Annotated in this window: 22 protein-coding genes and 1 tRNA gene; 10 read left to right on the top strand and 13 right to left on the bottom strand. The window is 62.4% G+C overall.

The features are described 5' to 3' along the window. Window positions 1-5: 5 nt before the first annotated feature. The 7 genes from M3P21_RS14660 to M3P21_RS14630 form a co-directional block, all read right to left on the bottom strand. The gene (locus tag M3P21_RS14660; protein ID WP_249710950.1) at window positions 6-1169 is read right to left on the bottom strand and encodes an extracellular solute-binding protein; all 1164 of its coding nucleotides are present in this window, start codon (window positions 1167-1169) and stop codon (window positions 6-8) included. A gap of 366 nt (window positions 1170-1535) precedes the next feature. Then, on the bottom strand, window positions 1536-1778 hold the full coding sequence (locus M3P21_RS14655) for a hypothetical protein (protein WP_249710948.1): 243 nt from the start codon (window positions 1776-1778) through the stop codon (window positions 1536-1538). Window positions 1779-2011: 233 nt separating this feature from the next. Further along, window positions 2012-2086: transfer RNA gene (locus M3P21_RS14650), tRNA-Glu, on the bottom strand. A gap of 104 nt (window positions 2087-2190) precedes the next feature. Then, the gene (gene recJ, locus M3P21_RS14645) at window positions 2191-3942 is read right to left on the bottom strand and encodes a single-stranded-DNA-specific exonuclease RecJ (protein ID WP_249710946.1); all 1752 of its coding nucleotides are present in this window, start codon (window positions 3940-3942) and stop codon (window positions 2191-2193) included. Window positions 3943-4033: 91 nt separating this feature from the next. Then, window positions 4034-5011, bottom strand: a complete 978-nt coding sequence (gene glpX, locus M3P21_RS14640) for a class II fructose-bisphosphatase (protein ID WP_249710945.1) — start codon at window positions 5009-5011, stop codon at window positions 4034-4036. A 104-nt stretch (window positions 5012-5115) separates the two neighbouring features. Further along, complete coding sequence (locus M3P21_RS14635; protein ID WP_249710943.1) at window positions 5116-6402, bottom strand: homoserine dehydrogenase; 1287 nt, start codon at window positions 6400-6402, stop codon at window positions 5116-5118. Window positions 6403-6509: 107 nt separating this feature from the next. Beyond that, window positions 6510-6797, bottom strand: coding sequence for a hypothetical protein (locus tag M3P21_RS14630; protein ID WP_249710940.1), 288 nt, complete (start codon window positions 6795-6797; stop codon window positions 6510-6512). Between the two features lie 94 nt (window positions 6798-6891). Between M3P21_RS14630 and M3P21_RS14625 the strand changes: the two genes are divergently transcribed. Beyond that, window positions 6892-7479, top strand: a complete 588-nt coding sequence (locus M3P21_RS14625; RefSeq protein WP_249710938.1) for a TetR/AcrR family transcriptional regulator — start codon at window positions 6892-6894, stop codon at window positions 7477-7479. Between the two features lie 3 nt (window positions 7480-7482). Here M3P21_RS14625 and M3P21_RS14620 read toward each other — a convergent pair whose 3' ends face one another. The 3 genes from M3P21_RS14620 to M3P21_RS14610 all read right to left on the bottom strand — a co-directional run bounded on the left by M3P21_RS14620 (window position 7483) and on the right by M3P21_RS14610 (window position 10089). Further along, window positions 7483-7773, bottom strand: a complete 291-nt coding sequence (locus M3P21_RS14620; RefSeq protein WP_249710937.1) for an antibiotic biosynthesis monooxygenase — start codon at window positions 7771-7773, stop codon at window positions 7483-7485. A 51-nt stretch (window positions 7774-7824) separates the two neighbouring features. Further along, on the bottom strand, window positions 7825-8736 hold the full coding sequence (locus M3P21_RS14615; protein ID WP_249710935.1) for a pirin family protein: 912 nt from the start codon (window positions 8734-8736) through the stop codon (window positions 7825-7827). Window positions 8737-8916: 180 nt separating this feature from the next. Next, entirely contained in the window at window positions 8917-10089 is a 1173-nt protein-coding gene (locus M3P21_RS14610) for a 4Fe-4S double cluster binding domain-containing protein (RefSeq protein WP_249710933.1), read from the bottom strand. 98 nt (window positions 10090-10187) lie between these two features. On the opposite strand from M3P21_RS14610, the gene M3P21_RS14605 reads away from it, so the two are divergent. Then, window positions 10188-10658 (top strand): hypothetical protein, encoded by a 471-nt coding sequence (locus M3P21_RS14605; RefSeq protein ID WP_249710932.1) that lies wholly within the window; start codon window positions 10188-10190, stop codon window positions 10656-10658. On the opposite strand, the gene M3P21_RS14600 is transcribed toward M3P21_RS14605, so the two are convergent. The 3 genes from M3P21_RS14600 to M3P21_RS14590 are packed head-to-tail and all read right to left on the bottom strand — an operon-like array spanning window position 10655 to window position 13453. Then, window positions 10655-11203, bottom strand: a complete 549-nt coding sequence (locus tag M3P21_RS14600) for a TadE/TadG family type IV pilus assembly protein (RefSeq protein WP_249710930.1) — start codon at window positions 11201-11203, stop codon at window positions 10655-10657. The two genes, M3P21_RS14605 and M3P21_RS14600, sit on opposite strands and share 4 nt — an antisense overlap. Window positions 11204-11207: 4 nt before the next feature. Next, entirely contained in the window at window positions 11208-11744 is a 537-nt protein-coding gene (locus M3P21_RS14595; protein ID WP_249710928.1) for a TadE/TadG family type IV pilus assembly protein, read from the bottom strand. Then, window positions 11741-13453 (bottom strand): pilus assembly protein TadG-related protein, encoded by a 1713-nt coding sequence (locus M3P21_RS14590; RefSeq protein WP_249710926.1) that lies wholly within the window; start codon window positions 13451-13453, stop codon window positions 11741-11743. Before M3P21_RS14590 ends, M3P21_RS14595 begins: the two co-directional genes overlap by 4 nt. Before the next feature lie 446 nt (window positions 13454-13899). On the opposite strand from M3P21_RS14590, the gene M3P21_RS14585 reads away from it, so the two are divergent. The 8 genes from M3P21_RS14585 to dnaG all read left to right on the top strand — a co-directional run bounded on the left by M3P21_RS14585 (window position 13900) and on the right by dnaG (window position 23404). Further along, complete coding sequence (locus M3P21_RS14585; protein WP_249710924.1) at window positions 13900-15330, top strand: Glu/Leu/Phe/Val family dehydrogenase; 1431 nt, start codon at window positions 13900-13902, stop codon at window positions 15328-15330. A 6-nt stretch (window positions 15331-15336) separates the two neighbouring features. After that, window positions 15337-15906 (top strand): DUF6151 family protein, encoded by a 570-nt coding sequence (locus M3P21_RS14580; protein WP_249710921.1) that lies wholly within the window; start codon window positions 15337-15339, stop codon window positions 15904-15906. 115 nt (window positions 15907-16021) lie between these two features. After that, window positions 16022-17275: a sarcosine oxidase subunit beta family protein gene (locus tag M3P21_RS14575; protein WP_249710919.1), complete on the top strand. Its 1254-nt coding sequence runs from the start codon at window positions 16022-16024 to the stop codon at window positions 17273-17275. Window positions 17276-17332: 57 nt separating this feature from the next. After that, window positions 17333-17596, top strand: a complete 264-nt coding sequence (locus M3P21_RS14570) for a sarcosine oxidase subunit delta (protein ID WP_249710915.1) — start codon at window positions 17333-17335, stop codon at window positions 17594-17596. Beyond that, entirely contained in the window at window positions 17593-20526 is a 2934-nt protein-coding gene (locus M3P21_RS14565) for a sarcosine oxidase subunit alpha family protein (RefSeq protein WP_249710913.1), read from the top strand. The genes M3P21_RS14570 and M3P21_RS14565 overlap by 4 nt, the downstream gene beginning before the upstream one ends. Then, window positions 20519-21064, top strand: a complete 546-nt coding sequence (locus M3P21_RS14560; protein WP_249710911.1) for a sarcosine oxidase subunit gamma — start codon at window positions 20519-20521, stop codon at window positions 21062-21064. The genes M3P21_RS14565 and M3P21_RS14560 overlap by 8 nt, the downstream gene beginning before the upstream one ends. Window positions 21065-21099: 35 nt before the next feature. After that, window positions 21100-21450: a hypothetical protein gene (locus tag M3P21_RS14555; RefSeq protein WP_249710908.1), complete on the top strand. Its 351-nt coding sequence runs from the start codon at window positions 21100-21102 to the stop codon at window positions 21448-21450. A gap of 1 nt (window position 21451) precedes the next feature. Beyond that, entirely contained in the window at window positions 21452-23404 is a 1953-nt protein-coding gene (gene dnaG, locus M3P21_RS14550) for a DNA primase (protein WP_249710906.1), read from the top strand. Window positions 23405-23476 lie beyond the last annotated feature (72 nt).

The raw sequence follows: 23476 nt of genomic DNA, 5'->3' as shown, positions 1-23476 counted from the left end.
TCGGCTTATCTCGTTGATCCCGCAGCACCTCTGCGCGCCGTGGCGGAGGCCCATTCCTGAAAGGCTTCCTCCAGCCGGGCATGGTTGTTCGACCACCAGTCGGCATCTGACAGGATGTACAGGTTTTCCTCATAGGCGGGTCCGTTGGGAATGCGTTGCAGCACGTCGTCCGACAGCAGCGCCAGCGAGGATTTCCGCGTCGGTCCGTTGGGCAGATACCCCACCATGTCGGCCAGCGCGCTGGAACTGCTGGCAAAGCGGATGAACGCGACCGCGGCGTCCTTGTTCTGGCTGCCCTTGGGGATGCCGAACAGGTCCAGCTCGATCACGCGGCCATCCATGTTGACGGTGAAATCCGCGCCTTCTTCCTGCGCGGCGGTAGCCCCAGTCGTGGCCCAGATCGACGACATCGCGACCTCGCCCGCATTCAACAGGCGCACCGGCTCGCGCCCGGTTTCCCAGATCTGCAGGCCGGGCCGGATATCTTCCATCTTCTTCAGCGCGCGTTCGACGCCCGCGTCGGTTTCCAGCGTTGCATAGACCTCTTCGCGCGGGACGCCATCGGCCATCAGGGCCCATTCCATGATCACCGTGGGGTCGTTTCGGATGGCGCGCGGCCCCGGATAGGTCTCGGTGTCGAAGAAATCGGCAATGGTCGAGGGCGGCGTGTCCGCGAATTGCGAATTGTTGTATGCATAGGCCGTGCCCCAGACGATGATACCAACGCCGCAATCGTTCAGTGCGCCCTCGACAAAATCCTCGCGGAACGGGGTGCCGTCGGCTCCATCGGGCAGTTCGATATCCGAGATATCCTCCAGCAGGCCCTCCTTGCAGGCCCGCAGCGAATCCGCCTGGGTCAGGTCAATCACATCCCAGACCACATTGGCGCTTTCGACCTGGTCGCGAATTTCCGAGATGCCGCCATTATAATGCGCCACGTGAACTTTCGAGCCGCTCTCGGCCTCGTAGGGTCGCACGAAACCCAGCATCTGGCTGCGCATGTAGGGACCGGTCCATGAGGTGAAGGTTATCTCCGGCATCGCAGCCGGTTGAGCGGGCGCTGTTGCGGCAGTCTCCTGCGCGCTGGCGGCACCGATCGACATCGCCGTGATAAGCGCCGCCAATCCGAACAGATGTCCGTTGGATGCAATTGATCTGCTAAAGACCATTAAGTGTCCTCCCTTTATCAAGGCTGATAATTCTTGGTTTGACCCGATCAGCTCGTCATGCGGGTCCACAAGACCCGGAATAAGGCAACAGGTTGCCCTAGGGGCAATCTTACCCTGATCATCGGGCATATGGGCAACATCCATTGGGTAAATGCGACGCCTTTGAGGGGGATAGCGACTGTCGCGCGGCAAACTTGGCCCCGTAACGGTTGTAAGGGCATGGTTGGAAACGCGGGCGTCAAATGGTCATCGTGCTAAAATGCAAGGCCCAAGAGGGCGTTAAACATTGCCCAAGAGCAGTGCGCCGCGATAACTTGGCAGCACCAGTGGATACCTGAATGGATCGGCTGTGCGGTGCAGCAGGGATCAGTCGCAGCTAAACGTCAGGCGATAGAATCCCTTCCCGGCAGGGGCGGAGGATTTGAACGTCGCGGGACCTCCGCAGCCTTCTTCGGCATTCAGATGCTCTGCGTCGGTCGGGGTTGGGGTCTGCAACCCGTCGATGACGACTTCGCTGCCATTGTAATAGGTTTGGACGCCCTCGATATCGGTCGGGGTTTCGCATCCTGCCAGAAGGGCAATGAATGGGACAAGGGCGAGGTATCTCATGGCGCTCTCCAAATGGCTGGGTGAAGTCTATCAAGGCGCCGCCTTACATCAACCTTTCCGCATCCCAGACTTGGGTCTGGCAATCCACTGACTGCCCGCCTTTGGGGATGCGTGACGCGAGGCGGCTCAGGTCGACGGCGAAACGGATCACTGCAAGTCGATACACATCGCCCAGACCGCCAAATGCAGGCAAATTCAGGTTTGCGATGTAAGGCGTTGTAATTGCAAGCTTTTGGTAGCCCGTAGGGGAATCGAACCCCTCTTTCCAGGTTGAAAACCTGGCGTCCTAACCGATAGACGAACGGGCCACGCTAGCTTGTGGAGGGGCTTTTACGGTTTAGCGGGTACCCCTGCAAGCGGAAAAATCACCTTTCGGATGATTTTTTTCCCGCCTTGCCATTTCTCAATGATTTCATGACTTTGCAGCCTCTGCCGCGTCGTCCAGACGCAACTGGACGCTCTGGCGGCCGCCCCAGCTGTTGATCTCCAACCGACCGGCGACGTGAAAGCGCGCGCCGCCATGGTTGCTCAGCCGGGGTCCCAGATCGCTGTCGAACGCACCAAAGGCGATTGCGTCGATGCCCCCCGACATTCCGTCCGTCAGCGACAGCTTCAAATGCGACTCGCCCACCCGTTTGGCGAAGCGGACCGCAAGGTCGGGCAGGGCGAAACGCGGGGCCGAGGCGCTGGCGCCATAGGGCCCGGCCTCTTCCAGCCGTTCGATCAACTCGACCGAGGCCGCGCCCGGCATCAGCGCGCCGTCCAGCCGCAGGTCGCGGGGGCCGCCCGCGCCGGCGCCTTGTTTGGCGAGCAGGTCGGAAAGCCGGTCCATGGCCGGTTCCAGCTTGTCGCGCATGACCGTCAGGCCAGCGGCCATCTTGTGGCCACCACCTTTGACCAGCAGCCCCTCGGCGGCGAGCCGCTGGATCGAGGCACCCAGATCAACCCCCGGCATCGAGCGGCCCGAGCCTTTGCCTTCCTCCCCGTCAAAGCCGATCACGATGGCGGGGCGGTTGGCGGTTTCCTTCAGGCGCGAGGCCACGATGCCGACAACGCCGGGGTGCCAGCCATCCCCCGTCGCCCAGACCAGCGGCGCGTCGAGCCCGCGCTCTTCGGCCTGTGCCAACGCTGCGGCGCGCACGGCATTCTCGATCTCGCGGCGTTCGGTGTTCAACTGGTCCAACTGTTGCGCCATCACCTCCGCCTCGACCGTCGAGTCGGTGGCCAGCAGCCGCGCGCCCAGATCGGCCTTGCCGATCCGCCCGCCCGCATTGACACGTGGCCCCAGCAGAAAGCCCAGATGGTAGGAGTTTGGTGCGGTTTCCATCCGCGCGATGTCGGACAGGGCGACGAGGCCGGGGCGCTGGCGTGCCGCCATCACCTTGAGACCCTGCCGCACCAGCGCGCGGTTTGCACCCACCAGCGGAGCGACATCGGCCACGGTCGCCAGCGCCACCAGATCCAGCAGCGCCATCAGGTCAGGACCGGTGGGCTGGCCTGCCGCGCGCAACTGCCGCCGCGCCTCGACCAGCATCAGAAACACCACGGCTGCGGCACAGAGATAGCTCAGATCACCGCTTTCGTCCTGCCGGTTGGGGTTCACCACCGCCACGCAGTCGGGCAGAGTCTCACCGCCCAGATGGTGGTCCAGCACGATCACATCTGCGCTTTTGGCGGCTGCAATAGGCTCGTGGCTGAGCGTGCCGCAATCGACGCAGATGATCAGATCATGGATGCGCGCCAGTTCCGCCATGGCGGGTGCGTTGGGGCCATAGCCCTCGTCGATGCGGTCGGGCACATAAAGCGTCGCCTCAAGGCCCATCTGGCGCAGCCAGACCAGCAGCAGCGCCGCTGAGCTGCCGCCATCCACGTCATAGTCGGCGAATACCGCGATCCGCTGCCGCTTGCTGACCGCGTAAAGGAAACGCGCGGCGGCGGCCTCCATATCCTTCAGGCTGCGGGGATCGGGCAGCAGGTCCTTCAGGGTCGGCTGCAGAAATCCCTTGGCCTCGATCGCGGGCACGCCGCGCCGTGCCAGCACCTTGCACACCGCATCGGGCAGGTCCGCCTGTTGCCGGATCATGTCGGCGGCACGGTCCGTGTCTGGCGACGGTCCGATCCAGCGGCGACCGGTCAGCGATGTCTCAACCCCAAGAAAGCTCATGACCCCGTGTTCTCATTCCTGCCCGGACATGACAAGGCCGGACCTGATCGGCCCGGCCAGTGTTTTGGCGAATGCGGCGCTGAGTGCGCGGTTATTGATGCGAGTCCAGCGGGGTCCGGTAGGACATGCGGCGCACCGAACCGGTTTTGGAGCGCATCAGCAGCGTCGTCGTTTCAACCCAGCCAGGCTGGCGCTTGATGCGCGGCAGCAGCGAGCCGCCGGTGACGCCGGTGGCGGCAAAGATCACATCCGCCGTCACCATCTCGTCGCGGTCATAGATACGGTCCAGATCGGTGATCCCGGCCTTGGCGGCGCGGCCTTTTTCGTCGTCGTTGCGGAACACCAGACGGCCAAAGATCTGACCGCCCATGCATTTCAGCGCAGCCGCCGCCAGCACGCCTTCGGGCGCGCCACCCTGGCCCATATACATGTCGATGCCGGTGGTTTCGCTTTCGGCGCAATGCATCACACCGGCCACATCGCCATCGGTGATCAGCCGGATCGACGCGCCGGTGTCGCGCACTTCGGCGATCATCGCCTCGTGACGGGGGCGTTCCAGAATGCAGACGGTGATGTCTGCGGCAGTGCAGCCCTTGGCCTTGGCCAGCGCCTCGACCCGTTCCGCCGGGCTCATGTCCAGCGAGACGACGCCCTCGGGGAAGCCCGGCCCAACAGCCAGCTTGTCCATATAGACGTCAGGCGCGTGCAGCATCGAACCGCGCGGCCCCATGGCGATCACGGTCAGCGCGTTGGGCATGTCCTTGGCGGTCAGCGTGGTGCCTTCCAGCGGGTCCAGCGCGATGTCGACACCGGGGCCGTCGCCGGTGCCGACCTCTTCGCCGATAAAGAGCATTGGCGCCTCGTCGCGCTCGCCTTCGCCGATCACCACGACACCGGCGATATCAAGCAGGTTCAGCTGTTCGCGCATGGCGTTCACTGCCGCCTGGTCGGCCGCTTTTTCGTCGCCCCGTCCCACAAGCGAGGCCGAGGCCAGCGCCGCCTGTTCGGCCACGCGGGCAAGCCCGAGCGACAGCATCCGGTCATTGAAATCATATTTGGCGGGGCTCATTGCAAAGTCCTTTGGTCATTTGAACGGGTGTTTCGGGCATAGCGCGACGGGCAAGGCCACGGCAAGAGAATTGGCGGGGCAGGGGCAAATCCCCTGCTGCTGGCTCAGACCTCTTCGATCCTCAGCGCCACCGGCTGACCGGCGATGACATCGGTTTGGTCAAACGCGTCGAGCGCGTCATCCAGGGCGGCGCGCGTGGTTTTGTGGGTCACGATCAGCACCGGTGCCTTGGCGTCGCTATGGCCATATTGGCGCATCCGGTCGATCGAGACACCGGCATCGCCCAGGATCGCCGCCACCTTGGCCAGCGCGCCGGGTTTGTCCAGCAGCGCCATGCGCAGGTAATAGGGCGCGGGCAGGCCGGTGCGGGCCGGTTGTGCGGCCTCCAGCGTGGTTGCGGGCTGCCCGAAGGTCGAGATGCGCAACCCGCGCGCCAGATCGCAGATATCGCCGACAACGGCGCTGGCGGTGGGGCCTTCGCCCGCGCCGGGGCCGCGCAGCACGATCTGCTCGACCGCGTCGCCCTCTATCACCACCATGTTGGTGCCGCCTTCGAGCTGACCCAGCGGCGAATGGGCGGGGACCAGACAGGGCTGCATGCGCTGTTCCAGCCCGCGCGCGGTGCGCCGGGCGACACCCAAAAGCTTGATGCGGAACCCCATATCGGCGGCCTGATGAATATCATCCAGGCTGATCCGCTGGATGCCTTCCAGCACCACGTCCTCAAAATTCGGTTTGGTTCCGAAGGCGATCGAGGCCAGCAGCGCCAGCTTGTGCCCGGCATCGATACCGCCCACGTCCAGATTGGGGTCGGCCTCCAGATAGCCCAGCCGCCCGGCTTCCTCGAACAGCGCGTTATAGCCCAACCCGTCGGCCTCCATCCGGGTCAGGATATAGTTGCACGTTCCGTTCATCACCCCCATGACGCGGGTGATCTGATTGCCTGCCAGCCCTTCGGTGAGCGCCTTGATCACCGGGATGCCGCCCGCCACAGCCGCCTCGAAGCGGATCACGTGACCCGAGGCCTCAGCCCGTTCGGCAAGCGCCTGACCATGGATGGCCAGCAGCGCCTTGTTGGCGGTGACCACATCCTTGCCAGCGGCCAGCGCCGCCTCGGTCGCGTCTTTGGCGGAGCCTTCCGAGCCGCCCATCAGCTCGACAAAAATGTCGACATCCTCGCGCTTGGCCAGCGCCACCGGATCAGTCTCCCACGCGTAGGAGGACAGGGACACACCGCGATCCTTGTTCGCGTCGCGGGCCGACACGGCGGTGATCTCGATCCGACGTCCGGTGCGTTTTTCCAGAAGGTCGGCCTGACGGCGGATGATCTTGACGACCCCGGTACCGACGGTTCCCAAACCTGCAATTCCCAACCGCAGCGGCTGCGCCATGTCTCACCGGTCCTTTCTGCTCGTATTGGCCGCGCTTTGGCTGCGGCATATCGCTTGCGACCGTGCCTTAGCGGGTTCACCGGGCCGGTGCAATGCAGCGCGGCGGCTTATTCTGTACTGTCCGGGGTGGTTGCGCCATCATCGGGCCGAGGGGCCTGCAATTGCCGCGCGCGGTTCTGCAGGGCGGCGGCCCGCGCCTCCAGCTCATCCTCGATTTCCCGGGCTTCGGTCTGCGGGTCGACCGGGGGGCCAAGCGCGTCCTCCAGCGGGATGAGTTTGGGATATCTGCTGTCGCGCAGTTGCGGGCTCAGTTCGTCTTCAAGCTCGGGCACATTGGTACAGGCGGTCACTGCCAGCAGCCCCGCCCCGATCAACACAAGAACTCGTCCCGTCATGCACTTACATCCTTCCACATCTTGGTGATGCAACGGCGCGGTCCCATGTGCAAGCGGGGTTTTATCTGAACACGCGTTCATATAGCCTGCCGCCATGGCACGTACCCAAGGTTCGCATTCCGACATCACCGGCCCGCGCATTCAGACTGCGGCGCTGAAGCTTTTTGCCCAGCATGGTTATGCCGCCGTCTCGATGCGCCAGATCGCGGCGCAGGTGGGGGTGCAGGCCGGGGCGCTTTATAACTACATTCCCGACAAGCAGACGCTGCTGTTCCGGCTGATGCAAGACCATATGGAAACGCTGCTGGACACACGGCGCAGGCAGGCGGGCCAGGGCGATCCAGAGGCACGATTGCGCGATTTCGTCCGGTTCCACATCCGCTTTCATCTGGAACGGCCCGACGCGGTGTTCATCGCCTATATGGAACTGCGCAACCTCACGCCGGAGAACTTTGCCCGCATCGAAGAGTTGCGCGGCAACTATGAACGCGATCTGGAAAACATCCTGCGCGATGGCAGCGCGGCGGAGGTGTTCTCGGTGCCCGATACCAAGCTGGCCACGCTGGGGGTCATTGCCATGCTGAACGGGGTCAACACCTGGTATCGCAGCGGCGGGCGACTGTCGCTGGACGAGGTCGAGGCAGTCTATTGGTCGATGGTGCGCAAGGCAGTGGCCGCCTGACGGCTACGCCATGTCAAAATGATGCAGGAAGCGGTCACGCACGATGCCTTCCTCTTCCGGCATGACATGTGGTTTCTGCCAATCCTCTCCGGCGAATGCGGCCAGTGAGGCCACTGAATCCCACACCATCACCAGACAGAACTCGTTTGGGGATTCGGGCCGGGGCAGGCCGGCAGTGATCGAAACCAGCCCTGATTGCGCGCGCATCAGGGGCAGCGCGGTTTGGGTCAGGAATGTGCGGAACTCGTCGACGCGTTTCTCATAGATGACGGCGCGGAATATGCGGATGATCATGATGGCCTCCCTCTTCTGAATGGAGGCCATTCTAGCATGGATGCGCCGCTTTCAGTGGGCCGGGCGGATAAACGTCCCGTTTCTAAGGTCGCGCATTGCCTGCTGCAACTCGGCCTGCGTGTTCATCACGATCGGCCCGTGCCAGGCCACCGGTTCGGCAATCGGTGCGCCCGAAATCAGCAGGAACCGCACGCCGTCGGGACCGGCCTGTACCGTGATCTCATCGCCGGTGCCGAAGCGCACCAGCGTGCGGTCGCCGGACATGTCACGGATATTGACCTCTTCACCCGCCACTTCTTTTTCCAGCAGCACACCGCTGGGGGCGGAGGCATCGGCAAACGCCGCCTGACCCTCGAAGACATAGGCAAAAGCGCGTCGGTAGGTGTCGATTCGGAAGGTCTTGCGCACCCCCGCAGGCACCCGGATGTCGAGATACTGCGGATCGGCGGCGATCCCGTCCACCGGGCCCTTATTACCCCAGAACGACCCTACGATCACTTTCACCTGTGTGCCGTCATCGTCGATCACTTCGGGAATCTCGGCCGAGGCCACGTCCTGATAGCGCGGCGCGGTCATCTTCTGGCTGGCGGGCAGGTTGCCCCAGAGCTGAAAGCCATGCATCTGGCCCGCCGCGTTGCCCTGCGGCATCTCCTGATGCATGATCCCTGATCCTGCGGTCATCCATTGCACATCTCCCGCGCCCAGCGTGCCGGTATTTCCCAGCGAGTCGCCATGTTCGACACTGCCAGACAGCACATAGGTGATCGTCTCGATCCCGCGATGGGGATGCCATGGAAAGCCACGCAGGTAATCCTCGGGGGTGTCATTGCGGAAATCGTCGAACAGCAGGAACGGGTCCAGCTCGCTGGGGTCCTGAAAGCCAAAGGCACGGTGCAGTTTCACACCGGCTCCTTCGACATGCGGCATGGCTTTGCGGATTTCGATAGTGGGTCTGAGGGACATATCCCGTCTCCTGAAACGTCGGTTTGGGCAAATCTATGGGTTTCACCCGGCAGGACAATTGCCGCAGGCCAAACGGAGGCTGTGCAATTTTGCGCAATATCGCCGGGGAAACCTGCGTTCAGTTGATGCAAGAAGGATGTATAGTGTTATATATTATATATTTAGGTGGAAAAGTTAATCTTATTCTTTCCACCACTCGCTTGGCTTGACCCGCCCGCCGCGTTTACGGTCAAGCCAGAGCGCAAGCCTGCGCAGGGGCGACAGCGCCAGTTTCAGCCAGAGCCGGTCGCGCAGGCGCGCATAGTCCCGGTTGAACGGGCAGACCCGCATGCAGATCGCACAATCGGTGGAAAGCTTGGCCCAGAAGGCAAAGCACTTTTCGGCATCCGAGGTCCATTTGCGCACACCTTTGATCGCCGAGACATTGGCCGTTTCTGTCGATGGTGGACCGTAAGGCAGGGCCTTGACCGGGCAGGCATCGGCACATTTGGTGCAGATGTCGCAAAAGGAGCGCACGCCCAGTGGGCGCGGCAGGTCATGGGTCAGCGGCAGGTCGGTGAAGATCTTAGAAAACCGCAGGCGTGGGCCGAACTCCGGCGTGATCACCATCTGGTTGCGGGCATATTCACCCAAGCCTGCCTTGATCGCATAAGGGATCACCAGCGCAGTGTCGTTCATCGAGGCCACCGCCCGGTAGCCCAGATTGCGGATATACCCCGCCACCTGCATCACCACCGCCGCCTCATGACTATATTCCCGGCCCGTCGCCGCCCCGGCCAGCGCCGAGGGGTAGGTGGCGACCAGATCCTTGTCCATCTCATGCCCCAGCACGATCACCGAGGTCATGCCTTCGGGCAGGTCCGAGGGTGCCGCGCTCATGTCTCGGGTATCGACGCGCGCGGTGTAAAGCCAGCGCGCGTCCAGCTCGGTGACGCCACAGAGATCAGCGCCAAAAAAGGCGGCCACCCGCTTGATTTCCGACGACATTCTGTCCGGATCGTCGATCTCGAGCGCCTTTGGTGCAACCGGGGTGTCATCGCTGATTGTGGCCTGAAACCCCTCGCGCCGTCCCTGATCGGCATGGCGGTTGGTCATCACGTCCGAGATCAGCCAGGCCGCATTGCGCAGGGCAAAGTCGCGCTGCGAAAACCCATCACCCCGGCGCGGCGTCGCGTCCATCCGGTAGGAGTTGAAGAACCCCTCGCTGTGTTTGGATTTGACCCGCTCGTCCCACATCGCGCGCGTGAAGATGTCGTTGCGCTGGCTGAAGCGTTCGAAGGCGTCCGTCACCTCGATCCCGGCGGCGGCATCACTTGGCCGGGTCAAGTCGTCGCGATTGGAAGGGTAGACCATGCGGTCAGGCTAGCGGGGAGGGGAAGGCCGGGCAATCCCCCCTGTTCGCTGGCTGTGCGATGCGGTAGGCAGACGGGCGGAGCAGGCGGAGGCGCAGCATGTCGGATGAGGTTTTGGCGGTGGTTGAGGCATCTGCGCCCCGGCGCTGGTTGGCGATTTTTATGCTGGGCGCTCTGGGGGCTTTGCTGTTTTATGTCGCGCTTGCAACGCCGCCCGCGCTGGGCTGGCAGCTGTTTCTGATCGGGGCAGGGGGGGTATCGGTCTGGTTGGCGCTGCGCCTTTACCGGGCGACGGAACATCGGATCGAACTGACCGCAACCCACCTGCGCAGCAGTGCCGGAGATGTGATCGCCGAGATTGCCGATATCGAGGGGCTGGATCGCGGCGCGTTTGCCTTCAAACCGTCAAACGGGTTTCTGTTGCGCACGAAAAACCCCGGTGGCCGTAGCTGGCAACCGGGGCTTTGGTGGCGTCTGGGACGCCGTATCGGTATCGGCGGGGTCACACCCGGCTCTCAGGGCAGGTTCATGGCCGAGGCCATCGCCACCCTGATGGCGGGGCGGGACTAGAGCTCTGCCCGCACCAGCCCGGTGAAGCGGGGCCGGGTGAACACAAGGTTATCTATGTCGGTGATATTCACACCAACCGCGAAGGGCGGAACATAGGTGTTGGATGTCTCGACCAGAATGACCCGTTCCTCATCCGGCATGATCGGCAGGCGATCGCGGATTTCCGCAAGCTGGCTGTCATCCATCGGATTAGCAAACCCGCGATTTGCCGACCAGTCCAGATAATACCCGTCAGTATCTTCGTCGTAACGCACGACGCTGATGCGGACACGGCTTCCCGATTCGGACTGGACCATCAGGGTGAACAGTGTGGCCATCGAGTCGATATAGGTGTTGTTGATTACCTCGGTTTCGCGCGAAACCAGATCGCCGATCGTAAAGGCGGCCTTGAGGTTCATCGCGCTGCTTCGATAGGCGTCGAGGAAGGTGAAAACCGCCAGAAAGGCCCAAAACAGCAAGGGCAGCATCATGAGGGTTTCGATCGCAATCACGCCGTTTTCTTCTTTCGAGAAGCGCTTAAGTCTGGGTGCAATAAAACGTACCATGGGTTTACTGAGGCTCCTGCACAAAGGCGGTTGTCGCAAACAGTTGGTATTTGCCTTCTACATTGTCGGACAGGGCAGCACCAAGGTGGCTAAATGGCAAGATCGGATCGATATAGGCACAGGCGTGCATCACCATCAATTCGTTGCTTTGACCATTGGTGAATCTGTACTGCGGGCTGATTGGTTCGATGCGGTCTTCGCAAACGGTCCCTTCCTTGATGGTCATCGTTTCACGCGGATCCGCAGGGATCAGTTCCAGCTTCAGACTGCTTTCGCAATCATTGATGAACTGCGCCCGTTCGCAGATGGTCTGCTTGACATCCTCATGTTCGAATGTGGCGCCGGTGCTGAGCCGGATGTCGCGCACAGTTGTGTCCACGGCCCGCTCCAGCATTCCGTGATGGATGTTCAACATCGCCATTTCCGCACCAGACGCGATCAGGAAGATGACGGCGGGAACGACAATGACGAATTCGACCGTCGCGGTGCCGCTTTCATTTTTGCCGAAGCGGCGAAGGCGTTTCAGGAAACCAGGTCTCATTGTGTCAACCTCAGCTTGCGGATCGACGATCCGATGGACGAGAAGGCTTCGTCTATCGTCACCTCATTGGATGCGTCACCGACTTTGTAGAAATGATTGTCCGAGCTTGCGCAGTAATCCAGCAACGTTGCCCCGGCGGGCTCAGCTTCGAACGAAATACTGTAGATGTAAACGCCACGCTCAGGGCCTTTTACCAGATCGCACATCGCTCTGACGCGCTGGTCCTTGGTGTTGTTGTAGGTCCAGTCGACAACCGAGTTGTACCAGTTGTTCGCGCCCGAACCGCCCATCCAGTCATCAAGAAGGTTGCGCACGAAGCGAACGGTTGTTTGTTCCCAAAGCTCGACGTAATCAAGCCGCGTCGCGTTTCCACCCTCTTCTTTGGTTTGAGTCTGATATTCGTACCAGCACCCGTACCCATTGCAGACGCGAGTGCGGACTTGCACGTCGAACTCCGACCCGGGCTGTGCGCCATAGGCATGGTCTTGCCAGATGCCCTCATGATGCCAGAAATACTTGTTGGTGGCCTCGTTGTAGCTGGAATAGACCTCTTCCTGGGCATTCCACCAAATAGTCGACGGTCCTTCCCGGTAGGGGGCTTTGATCGCACCCTGATAGGTATTGGCCCCATCGGTCATCAACACCAGCACTTTCATGGCGTCGCCGCTGTTGTAGGACGAAGGCCGATCTGCAAAATCGCTGGGGATCGTGGCAGTCTCGGATCCGTCGGCCATGCCGGAGATCATGTCGGAGGTGCTGTCATCAAGCAGGGCCGCGCCCCATTTCAATCCCAGATCGATCGATGTGTTACCCCAAGCCGTCAGATCGTCGATATAGGAGTTGATCTCGTTTGGGTCTTTCTGGAACAGCAATATCTCGCGATTGTTGCGCGAGACGCTGGCGTCGGTCTCGTAGTGCGGATGTTCGAAACGAACGCCATCGTCGCACATCTCATAGTGCACACGCTGGCCTTGCGACCGCTTGTCATACGAATATGAGTTGCTGGAGAAGTTCCAGGGGCTCATATGAAGCGTGCGCTCGCGCTCGCGTGACAGGTCCATCGATGTCGTCAGGAACTCGTCATCCGAAAAGTTGAGGCAGTTGGCATGCTCGTTCTGTCCGGTCAGGTTCAGATAAGGCAGCACGCTGTCGGGAAAGGATACTTGTGTCGCATAAGGAACGATCGAGATCGAAAGATCACCGTCACGAGTATTCGCCGACATCTGGTTGACGAAGTTCTTCGCCGCAACCTTCAGATCGACCAGCCGGTTATAGCTGTTCATCGACCCCGAAACGTCCAGTACCAGCGAGATCTCGACCTCGCCGATCCGTTCTTCGGCGACGCTGTGGGCCTCAACGTTCAATGTTTCGATGCCCGACAGATGCATGAACTGTGTCGGGAAGCTGGACCGGGCCGTTGCTTCGACGATCCGGTAACCCAGCGGGCCGATATTCTCTTCGCCCGAGCGTTCCGGGGTGACGATGATGTCGGTGTCCCGGTCGATATAATCCTGCAGCCCCTCCTTGGTCAGGTAATCCATGACCACGTCCTTGGGGTCCTGGGTCTGATCAAGGTCGGCGGCGGCCAGCACGGCCCGGTCCAGAACACCCTGCAGGCGCGCCCGGTCGCGCTCGTGGCGCATCACGTCGACGCCGATCCCACCCAAAGTGATGATTATCAGGAAAACGTAACACGAGAAAATCGTCATGGTTCCCGTGTCATCCGACAGAAATAACCTGCCGCGTTCTTGAATTTCTTTGACCGCACGACGCCCCCATACGTGCGGTTTGGTAACATGATTGCGCATACTACACCTCTATCCCCCGGACCTGATGATCCAATTCCGAAGCCATACTTCAGACTTACTTCGACTATCCTAGATGCGCTGTGAACATGGCGACAATGGGGCAAAACCCGCCCTAAACATAGATGAATAGGGGTTTTTCGGGGACACTTTCGCGCGCATCCGGGCTTCTGTTTCCCGCAGGGCGACAGTGCCACATTGCGGCCCCAAGACCGGCCGATTCGGGTCAGAGGCCTGAAGGAGACGTTACCGGGATGCTCAAAAATGTCGCATAGCTGTGGAGAACCTGCTTAAGGTGGCAACAACACTCGGTGTGTATTTCGAGTCGCAGAAGGTCAGGGAGGACCACTATGAGCCCAAGGAACGAACCCAGTTTTCGTGAGAGTGTGGATCTGATGTTCAACAGGGCGGTCGCCCTGATGGACCTGCCGCCGGGGCTTGAGGAAAAGATACGGGTTTGCAACGCCACCTACACGGTCCGGTTTGGCGTGCGGCTTCGCGGTCAGATCCAGACCTTCGTCGGCTATCGCTCGGTGCATTCCGAACATATGGAACCGGTAAAGGGTGGTATCCGCTATGCGCCCTCGGTCAATCAGGACGAGGTCGAGGCGCTTGCAGCGCTGATGACCTACAAATGCGCGCTGGTCGAGGCACCGTTTGGTGGCTCGAAGGGGGGCTTGTGCATTGATCCGCGCCAGTATGACGAACATGAGCTGGAACAGATCACCCGCCGTTTCGCCTATGAGTTGGCCAAGCGCGACCTGATCCATCCCTCGCAGAACGTGCCGGCCCCGGACATGGGCACCGGCGAGCGCGAGATGGCCTGGATCGCGGACCAGTACATGCGGATGAACACCACCGATATCAACGGTCGCGCCTGTGTCACCGGCAAGCCGATCAATGCGGGCGGCATCCAGGGCCGGACTGAGGCCACCGGGCGTGGCGTGCAATACGCGCTGCGTGAGTTTTTCCGCGACACGCGCGGCATGGAAAAGGCCGGGATGACCGGCTCGCTTGATGGCAAACGTGTGATTGTACAGGGGCTGGGCAATGTGGGTTTTCACGCCGCCAAGTTCCTCGCTGAAGAGGACGGCTCCAAGATCATCGGCATCATCGAGCGTGACGGCGGGATATACAGCGCTGACGGGCTCGACGTGGAAGGCGTGCGCAACTGGATCGTCAAACATGGCGGCGTCACCGGTTTCCCCGATGCCACCCATGTGGAGGATGGCGCGGTGTTGCTCGAGGAAGAGTGCGACATTCTTATTCCCGCGGCGCTTGAGGGGGTGATCAACCTCGGCAATGCCGAGCGCATCAAGGCGCCGCTGATTATCGAAGCGGCCAATGGCCCGGTCACGGCGGGCGCGGACGAGGTGCTGCGCAAGAAGGGTTGCATCATCATTCCCGACATGTATGCAAACGCCGGTGGTGTGACCGTGTCCTATTTCGAATGGGTCAAGAACCTCAGCCATATCCGCTTTGGCCGGATGCAACGTCGTCAGGAAGAGGCGCGCCACCAGTTGGTGATCGACGAGTTGCAGCGGCTCGACGATTACCTGGGCGACAAATGGTCGATGTCTCCGGACTTCAAGGACAAATATCTGCGCGGTGCGGGAGAGTTGGAACTGGTGCGCTCGGGTCTCGATGACACGATGCGGATCGCCTACCAGTCGATGCGCGATGTCTGGCATGACCGGGCCGATATCGAAGACTTGCGCACGGCGGCCTATATCGTCTCGATCGAAAAGGTCGCGGCCAGTTATCGGGCCAAGGGGCTTTGACCCTTCATGGCGGGCAGGGATCTGGCATTTGGTTGCGCATGTGGCAAGCTGCGCGGTGTCGTACGCGGGGTCTCACCGCGAAACGGAGCGCGCGTTGACTGCTATTGCAAGGACTGTCAGGCCTTTGCCCGCCATCTTGGCGCCGATCACATCCTGGATGAGAATGGCGGAACCGCGATCTATCAGACCCTTCCGGCCCGGCTGGAGCTGACCAAGGGCGTTGAAAACCTCGCCTGCCTGCGGCTGACGCCGAAGGGAACCTATCGCTGGTACGCAAAATGCTGCAACACGCCGCTTGCCAATACGGGCGGGCCGAAGCTGCGCTTTGTGGGCACACTGCTGGCCGGATACAAGGATGGCGAGATGGCGCAGGTGATGGGGGCACCCACCGCCGTGGTCAATGTCGGCGAAACCGCTGCTGCGGCGGGTGTGAAGGCGCGGGGCATGAAGGGATTGGTGATGTCGATCCTGTGGCGGCATTTCAAGGCGGGGTTCAAAGCAAGAGACCGCGAATCGCCGTTCTTTGATGCCGCCGGAAAACCGGTCGTCCCACCCGAGCTTGCGCCGCGCACATGAAAAGCCATGCGATCGGCCTTTGACATGATTTTGTCGCAAACCGCTTAGGTTTGAATCCGATCCGCCTATAGTCCTGAACATGAGCGCCTCATTGCGCCGACGGGGAGGGTGACAGATGCGGTTTTCCGGGCTGCGGGTCCTGAAAGAGGGGCTGACCGGCAACAAGGGCTGGACGCCGCATTGGCGCGATCCCGAACCCAAAGCCGAATACGACATCCTTATCATCGGCGGTGGCGGGCACGGGCTGAGCACCGCCTATTACCTTGCCAGCGAGCACGGGCTGACCAATATCGCCGTGCTCGAGAAGGGCTATATCGGCGGCGGCAATGTCGGGCGCAATACCACCATCGTGCGCGCCAACTACTTCCTGCCGGGCAATTCCGAATTCTATTCCCATTCGCTGAAGCTGTGGGAGGGGCTGGAAGAGGACCTGAACTACAACGTGATGCATTCGCAGCGCGGCGTCATCAACCTGTTCCACTCGGACGGGCAGCGCGACGAGGCGGCGCGGCGGGGCAACATGATGATCAGCCAGGGCGATGACGCGATCCTGCTGGGGCGCGATGATCTGCGCAATATGCTGCCCTATCTCAACTACGACAGCGCACGCTTCCCGATATATGGCGGGCTCTACCATCCGCGCGGCGGCACAGCACGGCATGACGCGGTGGCCTGGGGGTATGCGCGTGGCGCGGATCAGCGCGGTGTCGATCTGATCCAGAATTGCGAAGTCACCGGCATCGACATCGCAAACGGCGCGGTGACCGGCGTGCAGACCACGCGCGGTCCGATCCGGGCCAAAAAGGTCGCGATGGTCGCGGCGGGCCGGTCGGGGCAGGTGGCGGCGATGGCGGGCATGCGCCTGCCGATCGAAAGCCATGTGCTGCAGGCCTTTGTGACCGAGGGGCTGAAACCCTGCATCGACCATGTGGTGACCTTCGGCATGGGCCATTTCTATATCAGCCAGTCCGACAAGGGCGGGCTGGTCTTTGGCGGCGATCTGGATTTCTACGCCTCTTATGCCGCGCGCGGCAACCTGCCTACGGTCGAACATGTGATGGAGGCGGGGGTGACCCTGATGCCGATGATCGGCAAGGCGAAAGTCCTGCGCAGCTGGGGCGGGATCATGGACATGTCGCCCGATGGCTCTCCGATCATCGACCGGACCGACACGCAGGGGCTCTACCTGAATTGCGGCTGGAACTACGGTGGCTTCAAGGCGGTGCCGGGCTCGGGCAATGTCTTTGCCCATCTCATCGCGACCGGCAATTACCATGAAAACGCCACCGGGTTCCGGCTGGACCGGTTCCGCACCGGGCGCGGGATCATCGACGAAGAGGGCAAGGGCTCTCAGCACAATCTGCACTAGGGACTGGCGCAAGCCGGATTTGGGAATGTTCAGGACCAGCACACAGGGGATAGCGCCATGAGGATCACCTGCCCGCATTGCGGCGAGCGCGACCGGCGCGAGTTCTACTATCGCGGCGCGGCGGTTGATCTGGACCGCCCCGCGCCCGATGCGGGCGAGAAGGCCTGGGACAGCTTTGTCTATCTACACGACAACCCGGCGGGCGAGACCCGCGACCTCTGGTATCACGAGGGCGGCTGCGGTGCCTGGCTGGTGGTGACCCGAAACACGGTGACCCATGCGGTGCTGAAAACCGAGCTTGCGTCGCAGGCGCGCTCATGAGGGTTGCGGGCAAGGGGTTGATCGACAGGGACAAACCGGTGCCGTTCACCTTCGATGGCCGGGCGTATTCCGGTTTCGAGGGCGACACGCTGGCCTCGGCCCTTTTGGCCAACAGCGTGCGTTTGATGGGGCGGTCCTTCAAATACCACCGTCCACGCGGCGTGCTGACGGCGGGCAGCGAGGAACCCAACGCGCTGGTCACGCTGGGCGATGGCGGCGCTCAGGAGCCCAATATCCGCGCCACGGTGCAGGAGATCTATCCGGGGCTTGCCGCCCGCAGCCAGAACCGCTGGCCGTCGCTCGATCTCGACCTGATGGCGGTGAACGATCTTGCCGCGCCATTTCTGGGGGCTGGGTTCTATTACAAAACCTTCATGTGGCCGCGCCGTTTCTGGGAGAAACTCTATGAGCCGGTGATCCGGCGTGCGGCGGGGCTGGGTGCGCTGTCAGGTGCGGCCAATACCGACCGCTATGAAAAAGCCTATGCCTTCTGCGACCTGCTGGTGATCGGAGCGGGCCCTGCCGGCCTGATGGCGGCGCTGGTGGCTGGCCGCGCCGGGGCCGATGTCATTCTCGCCGATGAAGATGCCAGGATGGGCGGTCGCCTGCTGGCCGAAACGCTTGCAGTGGACGGGCAGCCGGGTGCCCTCTGGGTTGATTCGGCGCTGGAGGAGTTGCGCGCGCTGCCCAATGTGCGGCTGATGACGCGCACCACCGTGACCGGGGCCTATGATCAGGGCACGTTCTCGGCCTTGGAACGGGTGTCGCACCATATCGGTCAGCGGCCCTCTGGTGCGGTGCTCGAAACCTTCTGGCGGATCGTGGCGAAACGCACGGTGCTGGCGGCGGGCGCGCTCGAGCGGCCCATCGCCTTTCGCAACAATGACCGGCCCGGCATCATGATGGCGGGGGCCGTGCGGGCCTATCTGAACCGCTGGGGGGTTGCTGCGGGCAAGCGGGTGGCGATCTTTGGCAACAATGACGGCATTCACCGCACCGCGCGTGACCTGCTGCAGGCGGGCGCCCATGTCGCGGCGGTGATCGACAGCCGCCACGATGCGCCCTTGTCGGATGACTACAAGGTCTATCGTGGTGCGCAGGTCTGCGACACCTCGGGGCGCAAGGGGCTGGAGGCGGTCACTTTGCGCCGCGCCAGCGGAATGGATCGGATTCAGGCCGATTGTCTTGCCGTGACCGGCGGCTGGAACACCTCGGTGCATCTGACCTGTCACATGAATGCCCGCCCGGACTGGCGGCGTGACATTGCCGGTTTTGTGCCGGCACCGGACGCGGTGCCGGGCCTGCGCGCGGCGGGGGCCTGCAACGGCGCCTTTTCGACTGCCGCCTGTCTGCGCGAAGGGGTCGAGGCGGCGCTTGCGGCTCTGGGTGATCTGGGGATCAAACCTGCCGACGCACCGATCCCGGCTGCCGAGGACGACGCCTACACCCTGTCGCCGCTCTGGGCGGTGCCGGGACGCGGGCGGGCCTGGCTCGACTTTCAGAACGACGTCACCGTCAAGGATGTCAAACAGGCTGCCACCGAAAACTTCCGCTCGGTCGAGCACATGAAGCGCTATACCACGCAGGGCATGGCGACCGATCAGGGCAAAAGCTCGAACGTGGCCGCTTTGGCGGTGCTGGCGGATGCCACCGGGCGCGCCATCCCCGAGACCGGCACAACCACCTTCCGCCCGCCCTATACGCCCACGGCCATTGCCGCGCTGGGCGCGGGCGGCGAAGGGATGGGCTTTGCCCCGCAACGCTTCACCACCTCGCATCAGGCGCTCACCGCGCGCAACGCGCCGATGGTGGAGGCCGGGCTCTGGTACCGGCCCAGCTATTTCCCGCAGCCCGGTGAGACCACCTGGCGGCAATCCTGTGATCGCGAAGTGCGGATGGTGCGCGAGGCGGTTGGTGTCTGCGATGTCTCGACACTGGGCAAGATCGACATACAGGGGCCGGATGCGGGCGCGTTTCTGGATTTTGTCTACACCAACATGTTCTCGACCCTGAAACCGGGCTGCGTGCGCTATGGTTTGATGCTGCGCGAGGACGGGCATGTGATGGATGACGGCACCACCGCGCGACTGGGCGAGCATCATTATCTGATGACCACCACCACGGCAGCGGCGGGCGAGGTGATGCGGCATCTGGATTTCGTGCATCAGGGGCTGTGGCCCGATCTGGATCTGCGGTTCACCTCGGTCACGGAACACTGGGCGCAATTTGCCGTGGCCGGGCCGAAATCGCGCGCGATTCTTGAGGCCGTTCTGGGCCAGACCCTCGCGGATGAGAACTGGCCGTTCATGGCCTGCGGTTCGGTGCGTATCGGCGATGTCGAGGGGCGGCTTTTCCGGATCTCGTTTTCGGGCGAGCAGGCCTATGAAATTGCCGTGCCTGCCCGCTTTGGCGCCAGCCTCTTCGACGCGCTGACCAAGGCGGCCGAGGCTGAGGGCGGCGGGCTGTATGGCATGGAGGCGCTGAACGTGCTGCGCATCGAGAAGGGCTTCATCACCCATGCCGAAATCCACGGGCGGGTCACTGCGTTCGACGTTGGCATGTGGCGCATGGTTTCGGCCAAGAAGGATTGCATCGGCAAGACCATGTCCCAGCGCCCCGGCCTGTGCGACGACAGCCGCGAGCAGTTGGTGGGCGTGAAACCGGTGGGTGAAAGCCGCGAACTGCTGGCGGGCGCGCATCTTTATCGCGAAGAGGATCAGCCGGTGCGGCAGAACGATCAGGGTTATCTGACCTCGGTTTGTTTTTCGCCCACGCTGGGCACAATGCTGGGGCTTGGGTTCCTGAAAAACGGCCGGGAAAGACATGGCGAAGTGGTCAGGATGATGGATCACCTGCGCGGGGTCGAAACGCTCTGCGAAGTGGTGGATCCGGTTTTCTTCGACCCGGACGGAGGGCGGATGCGTGGTTGAACTTTTGGCAACGTCCCCCTGTGAGGGGCTTCTTCCGCTCTGCATCGGCCAGGTCACCTTGCGCGAGGAAGAGGTCGGGCACCTGACCTCGCTTGCGCCCTACAGGGGGCAGTCGGACGCGCTGTCGCAGACCTTGCACTCGGCCCATGGCGTGGCGTTCCCCGCGCCCAACCGGGTGACCGGCAAGGCGGGGGCGCGCGCAATCTGGTTTGGCCGTGATCAGGCCCTGCTGATGGGACCGGAGCCCGACCAGAGCCTGCGCGCCCATGCCGCCATCGCCGATCTGTCTGATGGTTGGGCCGCTGTCCGGCTTGAGGGAGACGGCGCCGAGGATGTGCTGGCCCGTCTGGTGCCGGTCGATCTGCGCCGGGAGCACTTCAAGCGCGGGCATACGATCCGCAGCCAGATTTTCCACCTGAACGCCTCGATCTCGCGGGTGGATGACAACGGATTCGTGATGCTTGTATTCCGCTCCATGGCGGCCTCATTGGTACATGACCTCAAAACGGCGATGGAAGGTGTCGCGGCGCGCGGGTAGTCTTGCCGGGTCTCAACTGATTCCGGAGTACCCTGATGATCCGCTATGTGTTTGTTGCCGCGTTGCTGGCGACACCTGTTCTGGCCACGCAAGCTCTGGCCAAGGAAACCAAAGAGCAAAGCTGCGGGTATCAGGCGCAGGTCATCCAGGCGATCCAGAAGGCGCGGCTGGATCGGGTGAAAGAGGCGGATGTGGCGGCGACGATCGCGGCCAGCAACCCGACATGGCCAGCGAAATACAGCGCCGCGATCCCGCAATTTGTGCCTTGGGTCTACAGCCAAAAGAAACGCGATCTGCGCAAGACCGATCTGGGTGCGCAATTGCAGGTCCAATGTCTGGAGAACTGGGATAAGATCCAGAAGATGCAGAAACAGTTGAAGAACTGATATGTCGCTGCCGCCCGGCTTCCTGGATGAATTGCGCAGCCGCGCCAGCCTGTCACAGGTGGTGGGCCGCAAGGTCATGTGGGACGCGCGCAAATCCAATCAGGGCAAGGGCGACATGTGGGCACCTTGCCCGTTCCACCACGAGAAAACCGCCTCGTTCCATGTGGATGACCGCAAGGGGTTCTATTACTGCTTCGGCTGCCACGCCAAGGGCGACGCGATCAGTTTTGTGAAAGAGACCGAGAATGTCTCGTTCATGGAAGCGGTCGAAATCCTTGCGCGCGAGGCCGGGATGCCGATGCCCGAACGCGACCCGCGTGCGCAGGAAAAGCAGGACCGACGCACGCAACTGGCCGAGGTGATGGAGCAGGCGGTGCAATTCTTCGGCCTGCAACTACGGAGCGGGGCGGGCACGGCGGCGCGCGATTATCTCAAGCGACGCGGGCTGGACGGTGCCTCGGCCGAACGGTGGGAGATCGGCTTTGCCCCCGATGGCTGGCAAGGGCTCTGGGACCACCTGCGCGGCAAGAGCGTCGAGGAAGAGCTGATCTTTGGTGCCGGGCTGGCCAAACCCTCGACCAAGAGCGGCAAGCCCTATGACACCTTCCGCAATCGCATCATGTTCCCGATCCGCGATGCGCGCGGGCGCTGCATTGCGTTCGGCGGTCGCGCGATGGACCCCAATGACAACGCCAAATACCTGAACTCGCCCGAGACTGAATTGTTCGACAAGGGCCGCAGCCTGTATAACCAAGGGCCAGCGCGCACGGCGGCGGGCAAGGGCCAGCCGTTGATCGTGGCCGAGGGCTATATGGATGTGATCGCGCTGGCCGAGGGCGGCTTTGGCGCATCGGTCGCGCCGCTGGGCACCGCGGTGACCGAGCACCAGTTGCAACTGCTCTGGCGCATTGCGGACGAACCGATCCTCGCGCTGGATGGTGACACCGCCGGGTTACGCGCAGCGATGCGGGTGATCGACCTGGCCTTGCCGCTGCTGGAGGCGGGAAAATCCCTGCGGTTTGCGCTGATGCCCGAGGGCAAGGACCCCGACGATCTGATCCGGGCAGAGGGGCCTGCGGCAGTGCAGGCGGTACTCGATCAGGCGATGCCGATGGTGCGCCTGCTCTGGCAGCGCGAGACCGAGGGCAAGGTGTTTGACAGCCCCGAACGCAAGGCGGCGCTGGACAAGGCGTTGCGCGAAAAGATCAAACTGATCCGTGACCCTTCGATCCGCAGCCATTACGGGCAGGAGATCAAGGACCTGCGCTGGGAGTTGTTCCGTCCTCAGCGCAAGCCGAAACAGGGCAACTGGCAGCCGCGCGGCAAATGGCAACCACCCAGGCCGACGCCGCTGCCGCAGACCCGCGCCTCGCTGCTGGCCTCGCAGGGGGAGCAGAGCCAGATCCAGATGCGCGAGGCTGTCATTCTGGCCGCCGCCATCGCAACGCCGCAAATCGTGGTCCAGTTCGAGGCGCAGATCGAAGAGATGGAATGCCGCGATCCCGATTACGCGGCGCTGCGCGATCAGGTCCTGCGCCACGCGATAGATGCGCCGGAACAACTGTCGGACCGAATTTACGAGGCACTTGGCCCCGAGGCCCTTGAAAACCTGCACCGGCTTCGCCATGTGGCCATCAGCCCCTGCGTGCGCCGACCCGGCGATGTTGAACTGGCCGAGATGACCCTGGCCGAAGAACTCGCAAAACTCACCGCGCTGCGTGGGCTGACCGCCGAGATGGCCGAAGCACGCGAAGAGATTGCCGAACTCGAAGACGAGGCGGTAACCTGGCGCGTGGCGCAGGCCGCCGAAGAGCATAATCGTGCCAGCCGCTCGCAGAACGAGGACAAGGCGATCTTTGACGTGGCAGACAATGGCGCGCGAATCAAACGGGACGAACGGGACGCTCTGGATGCCATCGTTTCGGGAATCAACTTTGAACGAAAACGCCGTTAGGGGCGTTTTGCTAAGGAACACGTAGAAAAAAGAGGGTAAACGGGTGGCCGAATCAGATCTTCGCGCTAATGA

It is taken from the genome of Ruegeria spongiae, assembly GCF_023502395.1.
Lineage (GTDB): Bacteria > Pseudomonadota > Alphaproteobacteria > Rhodobacterales > Rhodobacteraceae > Ruegeria_C > Ruegeria_C spongiae.
Note: the sequence above shows the minus strand (reverse complement) of the source record. Positions and strands in the feature narration are given on the sequence as shown.

Excerpts from the sequence above, each read along its gene's own strand:
- recJ (WP_249710946.1), bottom strand. The coding sequence starts at position 3,942 with ATGAGCTTTCTTGGGGTTGAGACATCGCTGACCGGTCGCCGCTGGATC.
- M3P21_RS14595 (WP_249710928.1), bottom strand. The coding sequence starts at position 11,744 with ATGAGACCTGGTTTCCTGAAACGCCTTCGCCGCTTCGGCAAAAATGAA.
- M3P21_RS14585 (WP_249710924.1), top strand. The coding sequence starts at position 13,900 with ATGAGCCCAAGGAACGAACCCAGTTTTCGTGAGAGTGTGGATCTGATG.
- M3P21_RS14630 (WP_249710940.1), bottom strand. The coding sequence starts at position 6,797 with ATGACGGGACGAGTTCTTGTGTTGATCGGGGCGGGGCTGCTGGCAGTG.
- M3P21_RS14620 (WP_249710937.1), bottom strand. The coding sequence starts at position 7,773 with ATGATCATCCGCATATTCCGCGCCGTCATCTATGAGAAACGCGTCGAC.
- M3P21_RS14635 (WP_249710943.1), bottom strand. The coding sequence starts at position 6,402 with ATGGCGCAGCCGCTGCGGTTGGGAATTGCAGGTTTGGGAACCGTCGGT.
- M3P21_RS14580 (WP_249710921.1), top strand. The coding sequence starts at position 15,337 with ATGGCGGGCAGGGATCTGGCATTTGGTTGCGCATGTGGCAAGCTGCGC.
- M3P21_RS14565 (WP_249710913.1), top strand. The coding sequence starts at position 17,593 with ATGAGGGTTGCGGGCAAGGGGTTGATCGACAGGGACAAACCGGTGCCG.
- M3P21_RS14625 (WP_249710938.1), top strand. The coding sequence starts at position 6,892 with ATGGCACGTACCCAAGGTTCGCATTCCGACATCACCGGCCCGCGCATT.
- glpX (WP_249710945.1), bottom strand. The coding sequence starts at position 5,011 with ATGAGCCCCGCCAAATATGATTTCAATGACCGGATGCTGTCGCTCGGG.
- M3P21_RS14600 (WP_249710930.1), bottom strand. The coding sequence starts at position 11,203 with ATGGTACGTTTTATTGCACCCAGACTTAAGCGCTTCTCGAAAGAAGAA.
- M3P21_RS14570 (WP_249710915.1), top strand. The coding sequence starts at position 17,333 with ATGAGGATCACCTGCCCGCATTGCGGCGAGCGCGACCGGCGCGAGTTC.
- dnaG (WP_249710906.1), top strand. The coding sequence starts at position 21,452 with ATGTCGCTGCCGCCCGGCTTCCTGGATGAATTGCGCAGCCGCGCCAGC.
- M3P21_RS14605 (WP_249710932.1), top strand. The coding sequence starts at position 10,188 with ATGTCGGATGAGGTTTTGGCGGTGGTTGAGGCATCTGCGCCCCGGCGC.
- M3P21_RS14610 (WP_249710933.1), bottom strand. The coding sequence starts at position 10,089 with ATGGTCTACCCTTCCAATCGCGACGACTTGACCCGGCCAAGTGATGCC.
- M3P21_RS14655 (WP_249710948.1), bottom strand. The coding sequence starts at position 1,778 with ATGAGATACCTCGCCCTTGTCCCATTCATTGCCCTTCTGGCAGGATGC.
- M3P21_RS14590 (WP_249710926.1), bottom strand. The coding sequence starts at position 13,453 with ATGACGATTTTCTCGTGTTACGTTTTCCTGATAATCATCACTTTGGGT.
- M3P21_RS14575 (WP_249710919.1), top strand. The coding sequence starts at position 16,022 with ATGCGGTTTTCCGGGCTGCGGGTCCTGAAAGAGGGGCTGACCGGCAAC.
- M3P21_RS14660 (WP_249710950.1), bottom strand. The coding sequence starts at position 1,169 with ATGGTCTTTAGCAGATCAATTGCATCCAACGGACATCTGTTCGGATTG.
- M3P21_RS14555 (WP_249710908.1), top strand. The coding sequence starts at position 21,100 with ATGATCCGCTATGTGTTTGTTGCCGCGTTGCTGGCGACACCTGTTCTG.
- M3P21_RS14615 (WP_249710935.1), bottom strand. The coding sequence starts at position 8,736 with ATGTCCCTCAGACCCACTATCGAAATCCGCAAAGCCATGCCGCATGTC.